An 11,009-nucleotide genomic window follows, 5' to 3' on the forward strand; every position below is an offset into this window, starting at 1 on the left:
ATGCCCTCGCGCGTATCTCACCGTCAGACAGGAATCGCCAGACAGGAGCCAGCATGACCGACCGGCAGCAGCGCCATCAGCGCGCGATGCAGAAACTCAAGGCCCATGTCGACGACAAGATCGCCGCCGCCGACCAGCAGCGCGGCCTGCTGCTGGTATTCACCGGCAACGGCAAGGGCAAGACCACCGCCGCCTGGGGCACGGTGACCCGCGCCCTGGGTTACGGCTATCGCGTCGGCGTGGTGCAGTTCATCAAGGGGCTGTGGGAGTGCGGCGAGCGCGAGCGGCTGGCCGATGACACCCGTCTCGAAGTGTCGATCATGGCCACCGGCTTCACCTGGGAGACCCAGAACCGGGAGAGCGATACCGCCGCCTGCCAGGCGGTGTGGCAAGACGCCGCGCGCCTGCTCGCCGATCCCGAGGTCTATCTGGTGGTGCTCGACGAGATCACCTACATGCTCAAGTTCGGCTATCTCGATATCGACACGGTGCGCCAGGCGATCGCCGCCAGGCCGCCGGAGCAGAGCGTGATCGTCACCGGGCGCAACGCCCATCGTGAGCTGATCGAGATGGCGGACACGGTGAGCGAGATGCAGGACGTCAAGCACGCCTTCGATGCCGGCATCCAGGCCCGCCGCGGCATCGACTATTGACCCCAGCCACGACTATTGATCGCAACGACGACCATTGAGCCCGCGACGACTGCGCGTGTCGTCTACTGGGCCTGCCGCTGACCGGGGCTGAGGGATGCCAGCCGCGCGGCGGCATCGGCCAGGTTCGCACAGAGTTGGCGTGCGGCCTGCGCCAGCCGCGGCCCGGGACGACTGATCGCGTCCGGGTCGAGGCTGTAAAGAGTGCCGGCAGCCACCGCCGGCAGCGCCTCGTGCCCGGCCCAGAACGCCTGCCAGGCGTCGTCCCGCGCGGCGGCGACAATCACCTCAGGGCGCGCCAGCAGCAGCGCCTCCCAGCCGATCTCCGGCACCAGCACCGGGGCATCGGCAAACAGCGGCTCACCGCCACAGTGGCGGATCACTCGGGTCACGATCTGACCATCGCCCAGGGTGGTCAGCGGCGCCTGCCCCAATTGATAGAACACCCGGGGCGCCGGCGTCAGCCGCTGGCGACTCTCCAGCAGGGCGCGCTCGAAGCGCGCGGCGGCGCGCTCCCCCACCGCCGGATGGCCGCTCAGCAGGCCGATATCGCGCAGGTTGCCGGCGATGTCGGCAAGCCGCCGCGGCTCGCTGCGGTAGACCGGAATCCCCAGCGCCTGGAGCTTGCGCACCAGCGCATCCGGGGTGCCGCTGCCCCACGCCAGCACCAGATCCGGCTGCGCCGAGACCACCGTCTCCAGCGGAATGCCGCGATAGCTGCCGACCCGGGGCAGCTCGCGGGCCGCCGGTGGATAGTCGCTGCCGGCGATCACCCCGACCAGCTCGGCACCGGCCCCGGCGGCAAAGGCATCCTCGACCAGATGCGGCGCCAGCGCGACGATACGCTGGGCCGGCGCGGCCAGCGTCAACGTGTCACCCTGATCGTCGACCACCCGGATCTGCGCCTGCGCGGGAAACGCCAACAGAACGAGCAGGACGCCCCCCCAGCCATGGGCCAGCCACGAAAATCGCGGCCGACAGGGACGTTGCGCCTGAAAAAAGCCGAGATGCCAGGGCAGATGTCTGGCGATAAGACGAATGATTGGGGAAAAAGCGCGCATGGCGACCCTTCTCGCTTGGGACATGGGCGCCGGCGAGCATAGCATGAGAGGCTAAGCCCACCGTGCGTCGGCGATGGCATTCTGCTGCCACCGGCACCGTGAACTCTGGAAGTCAGTAACGCGAGTAAGGAAACGCCATGATTCGCTACCGCTCCAACGCCGCCCGCCCGCTCACGCGCCGTCTGCCGCGGACCCTCGGTCTGGGTGCCGTTGGCCTGTTGGCGGGCCTGAGCCTGGCCACCCCGGCACTGGCCGACAAGACCCCGCATGAGCTGCGCGTCCAGGCCAACGCCACCCTGAGCGTCGCCCCCGATACCGCGACCCTCAATGCACGGTTGTGGGAGCGCACCCCGGCGCAGGCCCAGGGCAGCGAGACCAGCGGCGACGCCGCCGCGCTCAAGCAGGCCCGCGAGCGGCTCGAGCAGCGCACCGGCGAGCTGATCCGCACGCTGGAGAAGGCCGGCATTCCGCGTGACGCCATCCGCGCCGGATCGCTCAGCGTGCGGCCTGACTATGTACCGTCACCGCAGCGTGGCGACGACACTCAGCCGCCGCAGGTGCGCACCCAGCTGGAGCGTCCGATCACCCTCACGCTGGACGATCTGGAGCGGCTGCCGCGGGTACTCGATGCCCTCACCACGGCCGGCGTCGATTCCCTCGATGGCGTCACCTACGGGCTCAAGGACAGCGACGCCGCCGATGACCGGGCACTGGCTCAGGCGCTCGAACGCGCCCGGGCCAAGGCCAAGCTGATGGCCAAGACCCTGGACGTGGATCTCGGCGACGTGATCAGCGTCGAGGAGACCACCGCGCCCAGCTTCAAGCCGCAGATGATGATGCGCGCCGCCGCCGAGGATAGCGCCGGTAGCGCAGCGGAGTACCGCAGCGGCGAGATCGACATCGATGCCGGGGTCAACGTGACCTGGTCGATCGACGACTGACACTGCCGGTCGAGCCCGCCCTCTGCGCCGCGAGCCCCGCGGCGCAGAGGGCTTCTCAAGAGATCTGCCTCACTCGATGGGTGTTACGACGCCTGACGCTGCGTCGCGCGCCCCAGCGCGATCTCGCCGATCAGCGCCAGCAGCAGGATCGCCGCGACCCAGCGCAGGTCGAAGCCGGCGCCCAGCCAGCCCAGCGCATCCAGGAACACCACCAGGATCGCCAGCGGGCTGACATAGCGGATCACGAACTGCCACAGCGCGAATACGCCGCCGGGCAGCCCCAGCTCCTCGCGCACCACCTCACGCCGCAGCACGAAGCCGGCCAGCAGCGCCGTGCCCAATCCGCCGAGCGGCATCATCAGCCGTGAGGTGAGGAAGTCGAGCCAGTCGAACACGGTCTTGCCGGCCAAGGTCCAGTCGGCGCCGATGTTGAACGACAGCATCGCCAGCGTGCTCACCAGCCACAGCACGATCCCCACGCCCCAGGCGGCATGCCGCCGGGCGATACCATGGCTCTGGTTGAGCCAGGCCACGGTCGCCTCGATCATCGAGATCGCCGAGGTCAACGCCGCCACCGCCAGCATCAGGAAGAACACTATCTCGACCACACCGCCGAGAGGCATCTGCGCGAAGGCCAACGGCAGGCTCATGAAGATCAGTCCGGGGCCGGAGGCCGGATCCATGCCATTGGCGAAGATCACCGGGAAGATCGCCAGCCCCGCCATCAGCGCGACCAGCGTGTCGCAGAGCGCCACCGTCAGCGTGGTACGGCCGATCGACTGCTGCGCCGGGAGATAGGCGCCGTAGGTCAGGATCGCCCCGGAGGCCAGCGACAGGGTGAAGAAGGCATGCCCCATCGCCGCGAGCACCGCAGGCCCGGTCAGCTTCTGCGGGTCGAAGGCGAACAGGAAGTGGAAGCCCGCGCCGAAGCCGCCGCTGAACAGCGCATAGACGATCATGATCGCCAGCATCACCACCAGCCCCGGCATCATCCAGCGCACGCTGCGCTCGATCCCCGCCTGCACGCCCTTGCCGACGATCGCCATGGTGGCGATCGTCACCAGGGTACTCCAGAAGCCCAGGTTCCAGGGGTTGGCGTTGTTCTGCGTGAAGATCGCCGCCATGCCATCGACGCTATCCGCCTGCAGTTCGCCGGTGACCGCCTTCCACAGATAGGAGACCGACCAGCCGGCGACCACCACATAGAACGACAGCACCATGAAACCGCACAGCATCGCCATCCAGCCGAAGGCCGACCACAGCCCGCTGCGCCCCGACTCCCGGGCCACCCGGCGGATCGCATCCACCGGGCTGCCGCGGCCACGGCGGCCGAGGGCGATCTCGGCCATCATCACCGGCACGCCGATGGCAGCGATGCACAGCAGATAGACCAGCACGAAGGCGCCGCCGCCGTACTCGCCGGTCATATAGGGGAATTTCCAGATATTGCCCAGGCCCACGGAGGAGCCGGTGGCGGCGAGCACGAAACCCCAGCGGCCGAGCCAGAGGGTCTTGGTGGGTGCGGTGTCGGTCATGATTCCTCGAACGCAAAGCGCGCCTGACGGACCAGGCAGCGAATGGAGCGCGATGACACGGTCCCGATGGCCGCGCCTGCGAAAATGCGGCGGGGATTGTACCGTCGGCCCGGCGCCGATGCGACAGCCGCGCATGCCGTGGGTGACGGTGCGCCCCACGGTTTGGCCGATGCCGCGGCTTGTGCCAAGCTGCGGGTCTGCGTCCGCACCGTGGCGGGCGATACGAGGAGTGATCGATGTCCCGGCAATTCGCCATTCTCGGCCTGGGCTATTTCGGCAGTACCGTGGCCCGCGAGCTCAAGCGTCACCAGAACCAGATTCTCGGCGTCGACCGCGACGAGTCGCGGGTCGATGCCCTCTCGGACCTGCTCGACCACGCCGTGATCGCCGATCTCACCGACGAGAAGGCGCTCGCCGAGCTGTCGCTGGAGGCCTACGACGCGGTGGTGATCGATGTCGACGGCAACCTCGAGGCGAGCGTGATCTGTACCCTGCACGTCAAGGAGCTGGGAGCCAAGGAGATCTGGGCCAAGGCGCACAGCGATGCTCATTACAAGCTGCTCAAGCGGCTCGGCGCCGACCGCGTCATCTACCCCGAGTACGACGCCGGCGTGCGCGTGGCGGAGAGCCTCAACTACCACGCCATGGTCGACTTCATCCGCCTCGGCGAGCGCCAGTTCATCGTCGAGGTAGAGACCACCGAACGACTGGTCGACAACTGCAAGAGCGTGGCCGAACTGGCGATCGACCGTGACTCGCTGTTCCTGGTGGCGATCAAGCGCGGCGAAGAGGTGATCCAGAACCCCGCCGACGACACCACGCTGCAGACCGGCGACAACCTGGTCCTGATGGGCGATCTCGACGCCCTGCGCGAAATCGGCAAGCAGATATGAGCGGCGCCTCGCGGGCTGCCGCCCGCTACACGGAGGTGCGCCGATGAGACGCTGGCAACGCTTAGTGAGACCGCTGCGGCGGGCACCCCACGGCCGCGTCCTGCGTCTGTCACCCCCCGAGGTGCTGCTGATAGGCTTCGCCCTGCTGTGCGCGCTGGGGGCGCTGCTGCTGTGGCTACCGGGCAGCGCGGTGCGCCCGTTGGCCTGGCACGAGGCGCTGTTCACCGCGACCTCGGCGGTCACCGTGACCGGTCTCAGCGTGATCGACGTCGGCCACGATCTCACCTTCACCGGCCAGGCAGTGCTGCTGGTGCTGATCCAGATCGGCGGGCTCGGTTTCATGACCTTCGCCGCGCTGACGGTCCTGCTGATCGGCGCACGCCTACCGATCCAGCAGCAGAACCTGGTACGCGAGGCCCTCGGCGAGATCGCCTTCAGCGACGTCCGCCACCTGGTCAGTCTGGTGATCCTGTTCGCACTGCTGGTGGAGAGCCTGGGGACCGCGCTACTCGCGGCCCACTGGGTGCCCGAGTACGGCTGGCGCCTGGGCCTGTGGAACAGCCTGTTCCACGCCGTCTCGGCGTTCAACAACGCCGGCTTCTCGACTTGGTCCGACAGCCTCATGGGCGAGGTCGACGATCCGCTGGTCAACGGTGTGATCACACTGTTGTTCATCGTCGGCGGCCTGGGCTTCGTGGTGGTCAGCGACATCTATCGTCAGCGCCGCTGGTCGCGCCTGGCGATGCAGACCAAGGTGGTACTGCTGGCCACGCTGTGGCTCAACCTGATCGCCACCGCCATCCTGCTCGGGTTGGAGTGGTCGAACCCCAAGACGCTGGGGGCTATCGGCGATATCTTCGGCCGGGTACAGGCTGCCTGGTTCCAGGCGGTCACCCCGCGTACCGCGGGCTTCAATACCCTCGATACCGGGTCGCTCACCCACGCCTCGACCCTGTTGATCATGGTGCTGATGTTCATCGGTGCCGGCTCCAGCTCCACCGCCAGCGGGATCAAGATCACCACCTTCGTGGTGCTGCTGCTGACCGCCCGCGCCTTCTACCGCAACACCGAGCAGCCCACGGCGTTCGGCCGCTCGATCCCCCAGGAGACGGTGATCAAGGCGATCACCGTGGCCCTGGCGGGCGTCCTGCTGGTGGTGCTGGCACTGTTCGGGCTGACTATCACCGACGCCGACAAACCGTTTCTGGATCTCGCCTTCGAGACCGTCTCCGCCTTCGGCACCGTGGGGCTGTCGCGCGGCGTCACCAGCGATCTCTCGCTGCCGGGTCAGTTCCTGCTCGGGCTGACCATGCTGCTGGGGCGCGTGGGGCCACTCTCAGTGGGTTACTTCCTGGCCACACGGCGGGCCCGCGGCGTGCGCTATGCGCGCGGCGATATACAGATCGGTTGAGCTAAGGCGCCGCTGGACGGCATGGCCCTGGGCCGCGCGGCCAGACGCGCCGTCAGCCCAGCGCCAGATGCAGCGCCACCCACAGCATCACCAGCGCCACGCCGAGCTCGATGCCACGCCACCAGCGCGGGTCGCGCAGACGTGGCGCCAGCCACTGGGCCAACCCCACCAGACCGAAGAACCAGACCAGCGAGGCCAGCGCGGCGCCGGCGACAAAGGCCGGCGGGCTCGCCTGCTGGTTGCCGATCAGCCCCAGCATCACCAGGGTGTCGAGGTAGACGTGGGGATTCAGCAAGGTCACGCCGAGAGTCGCCAGGACCACCCGGCGCGCACTGGTAACGCCCCCTGCCGTCGGGGACAGCGCCTGCGGGTGACGCGCTCGCCCCAGCGCCAGCCACGCCTGCCACACGAGCCAGACCACACCGCCCCAGCGCGCCAGCTGCATCAACAGCGGGCTAGACGCCAGCAGCGGCGCGAACCCCGCCACGCCGAGGGCGATCAGCACCAGGTCGCACAGCGCACAGATCGCCGCCACCCGCAGCGCGTATTCCCGCCGCAGCCCCTGACGCAGGACGAAGGCATTCTGGGCGCCGATCGCCACGATCAAACCCGCCCCGATCAGCAGCCCCTGCAGCAGTGAGACGACAAACGGCGCCGCGGCAAGCGCCCCAGGAGCGAATCCAGCCTCGACGGAGAGGTTCATGCGAGGGTCCTCGGATGGGCAGAGGGTCGCAGGATGGCGTGCTATGCTCTATTAATTGAAGTTAAAACCCCTAATGAATCATTAGGAACGCTAATGCTCGACTACAAGCTACTCGAAGCCCTCGCGGCGATCGTCGACCAGGGCGGGTTCGAACGCGGGGCGCAGCAGCTCAACCTGACCCAGTCGGCGGTGTCGCAGCGCATCAAACTGCTCGAGGCACGCCTGGGACAGCCGGTGGTGGTGCGCACGCCGCGTCTGTTGCCCACCCCGTTGGGCCAGCGGCTGCTCAACCACGCCCAGCAGGTGCGTCTGCTCGAGCACGACCTGCTCGACCGTATCCCCGCCCTCGGCGAGGGTACCCAGCGTCTGCGTCTGGCGATCAACGCCGACAGCCTGGCGACCTGGTGGGCGCCGACCATCGGCGACTTCTGCCACCGCCGCGGGGTGCTGCTCGACCTGGTAGTCGACGATCAGGAGGTGGCCCTGCGGCGCATGCGCGACGGCGAGGTCGCCGGCTGCATCTGCGCCACCGCGCGTCCGGTCCAGGGCGCCCGTTCGCGCCCGCTGGGTCTCATGCGCTACCGGGTCACCGCCAGCCCCGGCTTCGCCGAGCGCCATTTCGCCGAGGGCGTCTCGACCCAGGCGCTGGCGCAGGCACCGGCCATTCTCTATGGCCCCGACGACCGCCTGCAGCAGCGCTATCTCGACAGCCAGGGCTTCAAGGAGCCGTTCCCCCACCATCTGTGCCCGTCGTCGGAGGGGGTACTGCACATGGTGCTGGCGGGCATCGGCTATGCGCTGATTCCGGAGTGCCAGGCGCAGAGCGCCCTCGCGCGCGGCGAGCTGGTCGATCTCGATCCCGACCGGCCGCTGGACGTGCCCCTCTACTGGCACTTCTGGCGCCACGGCGGTGAGCTGCTGGACGCGCTCACCGTGCACCTGTTCTCCGCCAGCGACGACTGGCTGCTGCCCATGGAGGCGTCGACAGGCCCCGGCGCGCCCACGTGATTGGCGCGGCTCATGTCAGGGGCGAGATGCGCGCAACGCCCCTCGAGTGTCGCTATTTGGCAACGTTTTCCCGAGATTTTCCAACGACTTGCGAAGACGGCACGAGCTTCTAGACTCAACCCTACCGGTACCCGGATGAGGTACCGCATTTTGTGCACAAGGAGAATGTGATATGTCCCTTCCAACTCTCGACAAACGTCTGCTGATCGCCCTCGCCGCCGGCCTCTCGCTGACCGCTTTGGCCGGTTGCGCCAGCGACAGCAGCTCACTGGAGAAGGACAGCTCCCAGTACGTGGTCACCGGCCTGGGCGACGACCAGGACGAGGCGCTGGAGAACGCCAAGGAGCGTGCTCTGGAGCAGTGCGAGTCAGAAGATCGTGAGGAGTTCGTGATCGTCAAGCAGCAGATCCTCGGGCCCAACGACGACGCCAGCAAGGCGGCAGAAGTCAATGCCCAGATGGAAGGCGCCACGGTCAACGAAGATACCGAGCTACAGGCAGCCACCCAGGAAGGCGACGGCTACAAGGCGACCTGGACCATCCGCTGCCGCTGAGCGACTGCCCCCTGAGACTCAGGGACTCAGGCCCCGGCGCGCTCGCCCGGGGCCGACTTTTTGTCTGCGCCTGTGTCACTGCCCGAATCCAGCCTCTGTCCGCAGCCAGCGCGGCGGTCGCCGCCGAACGGTGAACGGGCCCTACTCTTCGGGGGTGTCGGGGGGGCGCAGGCGCGTCTCGACGCTCGCTACCTTGTCGTCCATGCTTTGCTCGCGATCGGTGCGGGTACCCAGCTTCAGTGTGGTGGTGATGCGCGGCGCGCCCATTGCATGGACCCGCTCGTGGCACGCCTTGACCACCGCCATCACCTCGTCCCACGGCCCTTCGATATTGGTGCCGTAGGCGTGCATGCGATAGCCGAGACCCGAGTCGTCGATCACCCGCTGACACGCCGCCACGTACTCGGATACCGATACCCCGACACCCAAGGGCACCACGCAGAGATCCACGATCACCTGCATGGGCACTCTCATTTCGTTGTTCACGTCGCTGCTCATCGCTTGTCGCTCATCCGAATGCGCTGATATCGCCGATCACAACCGGCCGCTCAGCACGAGCCTAGCACTGCCACCGTTTCCTCGCCGCTGATGACGCTGTTGCCATCCGAGAGGCACGGCGCGACAAAGGCGCAGCGCAGAGCCTGGAATAATCGCTCAGGCGCGCTACGATAAGAGAGGCAAAGACGTTAGCATGCAATGTAGTTACTCAATGGCAACATTCGCCAACGAGTCAACGCTAGGCCACGCCTGAACAGTAACGACATCGAACATGGGCTCACCGAACAGCATTCGGCACGTGCGCAGGACGGCTCGTCCTGGCGCCCGGTTCTGCCTCATGTGGCCTTCGCTCGTCGACGTTTCAGACACCGCCTAGCGAACCAGGGACCGCGGCACGCCGCGCTCCGCCGACATCGTTCATCGCTCGGGTCGTTTTAGGCGAACCGGGAAGCCGACCGGGACAGGCCGTCACTCGCGTCATCTCATGCCTTTCCCGCACGGGTTCCGTCGCATGCACGCCCTAGCATTGCCATGCGGTCGGGAAGCGCAGCGCGCCCCATGCCAGGAACGATCATGACCAGCAATTCACCCATAGCCCCCGCGGCGCTACCCGATACCCGCGCCCGTCATACCATCGAGAAGATGCTCGAAGGCTCCGGCGTCACCCTCAATGGCCGCCAGCCCTGGGACATTCGCGTCCACCACCCCGACCTGTTCTCACGCATCGTGCGCCAGGGTTCGATCGGTTTCGGTGAGGCCTACATGGATGGCTGGTGGGAGTGCGAACGCATCGACGAGATGATGCACCGCCTGCTGCGCCACGGGCTCGGCGGTGCCGCCCACACCCCCGCCGGCAGACTGCTCTACCGCCTGCGCTCGAGCTTCATGAACCTGCAGAGCAAGGCCCGCGCCTATATCGTCGGCCGCGAGCATTACGACCTCGGCAACGACCTGTTCACGCGCATGCTCGACGCCACCCTGTGCTACTCCTGCGCCTACTGGAAGCAGGCGACCACCCTGCACCAGGCCCAGGTGGCCAAGCTCGACCTGGCCTGCCGCAAGCTGGCGCTCGAACCCGGCATGCGAGTGCTCGACATCGGCTGCGGCTGGGGCAGTTTCGCCGAGCACGCCGCGCGCCACTATGGTGTCGAGGTGACCGGCATCACCATCTCCGAGGAGCAGGCCAAGCTCGCCCGCGAGCGCTGCGCGGCACTGCCGGTGGAGATCCTGCTGGAGGATTACCGCGATCTCGACGGCGAATTCGACCGCATCGTTTCGATCGGCATGTTCGAGCATGTCGGCCAGCGCAACTACGCCACCTACTTCGACACCGTCACGCGGCTGCTCAAGCCGGGCGGGCTGTTCATGCTGCATACCATCGGCTCCAACACCAACGAGGTGAGCGCCGACCCTTGGATCAACAAGTACATCTTCCCCAACGGCGTACTGCCCTCGGTGCAGCAGATCAGTGATGCCAGCGAGGGCAAGCTGGTCATGGAGGATTGGCAGAACTTCGGCCCGGACTACGACACCACCCTGATGGCGTGGCAGGAGAACCTGCTCCTCCACTGGCACGAGATCGCCGATCGCTACAGCGAGCGCGTCAAGCGCATGTTCCTCTACTATCTGGGCGCCTGCGCCGGGGCCTTCCGCGCCCGCGAGCTGCAGCTGTGGCAGGTGGTGTTCTCGCACTCGCGCCAGGGCCGCTACGACGCTCCGCGTTGAGCTGAACCAGGTGCTGCGCTGAGCTGAACTG

At 67.3% G+C, this 11,009-nt stretch carries 11 protein-coding genes; 7 read left to right on the plus strand and 4 right to left on the minus strand.

Annotated elements, in window-relative coordinates:
* Positions 1–53: 53 nt before the first annotated feature.
* Positions 54–653: a cob(I)yrinic acid a,c-diamide adenosyltransferase gene (gene cobO, locus ABV408_RS11600; RefSeq protein ID WP_353979109.1), complete on the plus strand. Its 600-nt coding sequence runs from the start codon at positions 54–56 to the stop codon at positions 651–653.
* A gap of 62 nt (positions 654–715) precedes the next feature.
* On the opposite strand, the gene ABV408_RS11605 is transcribed toward cobO, so the two are convergent.
* Complete coding sequence (locus ABV408_RS11605; protein ID WP_353979110.1) at positions 716–1,573, minus strand: cobalamin-binding protein; 858 nt, start codon at positions 1,571–1,573, stop codon at positions 716–718.
* 275 nt (positions 1,574–1,848) lie between these two features.
* On the opposite strand from ABV408_RS11605, the gene ABV408_RS11610 reads away from it, so the two are divergent.
* A complete protein-coding gene (locus ABV408_RS11610) occupies positions 1,849–2,652 on the plus strand; it encodes an SIMPL domain-containing protein (RefSeq protein WP_353979111.1) in 804 nt (267 codons plus the stop codon).
* A gap of 83 nt (positions 2,653–2,735) precedes the next feature.
* Here ABV408_RS11610 and ABV408_RS11615 read toward each other — a convergent pair whose 3' ends face one another.
* Complete coding sequence (locus ABV408_RS11615) at positions 2,736–4,187, minus strand: sodium-dependent transporter (protein WP_353979112.1); 1,452 nt, start codon at positions 4,185–4,187, stop codon at positions 2,736–2,738.
* A gap of 236 nt (positions 4,188–4,423) precedes the next feature.
* Between ABV408_RS11615 and ABV408_RS11620 the strand changes: the two genes are divergently transcribed.
* Positions 4,424–5,080, plus strand: coding sequence for a TrkA family potassium uptake protein (locus ABV408_RS11620; protein WP_353979113.1), 657 nt, complete (start codon positions 4,424–4,426; stop codon positions 5,078–5,080).
* Positions 5,081–5,123: 43 nt separating this feature from the next.
* Positions 5,124–6,491: a TrkH family potassium uptake protein gene (locus tag ABV408_RS11625; RefSeq protein ID WP_353979114.1), complete on the plus strand. Its 1,368-nt coding sequence runs from the start codon at positions 5,124–5,126 to the stop codon at positions 6,489–6,491.
* A gap of 52 nt (positions 6,492–6,543) precedes the next feature.
* On the opposite strand, the gene ABV408_RS11630 is transcribed toward ABV408_RS11625, so the two are convergent.
* Positions 6,544–7,194 carry a LysE/ArgO family amino acid transporter gene (locus ABV408_RS11630; protein WP_353979115.1) on the minus strand — a complete coding sequence of 217 codons (651 nt, stop codon included), beginning with the start codon at positions 7,192–7,194 and terminating at the stop codon, positions 6,544–6,546.
* A 93-nt stretch (positions 7,195–7,287) separates the two neighbouring features.
* Here ABV408_RS11630 and ABV408_RS11635 point away from each other — a divergent pair, with 93 nt between their 5' ends.
* Together ABV408_RS11635 and ABV408_RS11640 are read left to right on the plus strand one after the other, a co-directional pair.
* Positions 7,288–8,202, plus strand: coding sequence for a LysR family transcriptional regulator ArgP (locus tag ABV408_RS11635; protein ID WP_353979116.1), 915 nt, complete (start codon positions 7,288–7,290; stop codon positions 8,200–8,202).
* A 172-nt stretch (positions 8,203–8,374) separates the two neighbouring features.
* The gene (locus ABV408_RS11640) at positions 8,375–8,755 is read left to right on the plus strand and encodes a hypothetical protein (RefSeq protein WP_353979117.1); all 381 of its coding nucleotides are present in this window, start codon (positions 8,375–8,377) and stop codon (positions 8,753–8,755) included.
* 141 nt (positions 8,756–8,896) lie between these two features.
* Here the strand turns inward: ABV408_RS11640 and ABV408_RS11645 are convergent, their stop codons facing one another.
* Entirely contained in the window at positions 8,897–9,217 is a 321-nt protein-coding gene (locus tag ABV408_RS11645; protein ID WP_353979118.1) for an MTH1187 family thiamine-binding protein, read from the minus strand.
* Positions 9,218–9,826: 609 nt separating this feature from the next.
* Here ABV408_RS11645 and cfa point away from each other — a divergent pair.
* On the plus strand, positions 9,827–10,978 hold the full coding sequence (gene cfa / locus ABV408_RS11650) for a cyclopropane fatty acyl phospholipid synthase (protein ID WP_353979119.1): 1,152 nt from the start codon (positions 9,827–9,829) through the stop codon (positions 10,976–10,978).
* The last annotated feature ends 31 nt before the right edge of the window (positions 10,979–11,009 follow it).

Origin of the sequence: Salinicola endophyticus, from assembly GCF_040536835.1 — a bacterium.
GTDB lineage: Bacteria > Pseudomonadota > Gammaproteobacteria > Pseudomonadales > Halomonadaceae > Salinicola > Salinicola endophyticus_A.

Bases quoted from the DNA above. Each gene is read 5' to 3' on its own strand.
- ABV408_RS11645 (WP_353979118.1), bottom strand. From the start codon at position 9,217: ATGCAGGTGATCGTGGATCTCTGCGTGGTGCCCTTGGGTGTCGGGGTA.
- ABV408_RS11635 (WP_353979116.1), top strand. From the start codon at position 7,288: ATGCTCGACTACAAGCTACTCGAAGCCCTCGCGGCGATCGTCGACCAG.
- ABV408_RS11615 (WP_353979112.1), bottom strand. From the start codon at position 4,187: ATGACCGACACCGCACCCACCAAGACCCTCTGGCTCGGCCGCTGGGGT.
- ABV408_RS11620 (WP_353979113.1), top strand. From the start codon at position 4,424: ATGTCCCGGCAATTCGCCATTCTCGGCCTGGGCTATTTCGGCAGTACC.
- cfa (WP_353979119.1), top strand. From the start codon at position 9,827: ATGACCAGCAATTCACCCATAGCCCCCGCGGCGCTACCCGATACCCGC.
- ABV408_RS11625 (WP_353979114.1), top strand. From the start codon at position 5,124: ATGAGACGCTGGCAACGCTTAGTGAGACCGCTGCGGCGGGCACCCCAC.
- ABV408_RS11610 (WP_353979111.1), top strand. From the start codon at position 1,849: ATGATTCGCTACCGCTCCAACGCCGCCCGCCCGCTCACGCGCCGTCTG.
- cobO (WP_353979109.1), top strand. From the start codon at position 54: ATGACCGACCGGCAGCAGCGCCATCAGCGCGCGATGCAGAAACTCAAG.
- ABV408_RS11640 (WP_353979117.1), top strand. From the start codon at position 8,375: ATGTCCCTTCCAACTCTCGACAAACGTCTGCTGATCGCCCTCGCCGCC.
- ABV408_RS11630 (WP_353979115.1), bottom strand. From the start codon at position 7,194: ATGAACCTCTCCGTCGAGGCTGGATTCGCTCCTGGGGCGCTTGCCGCG.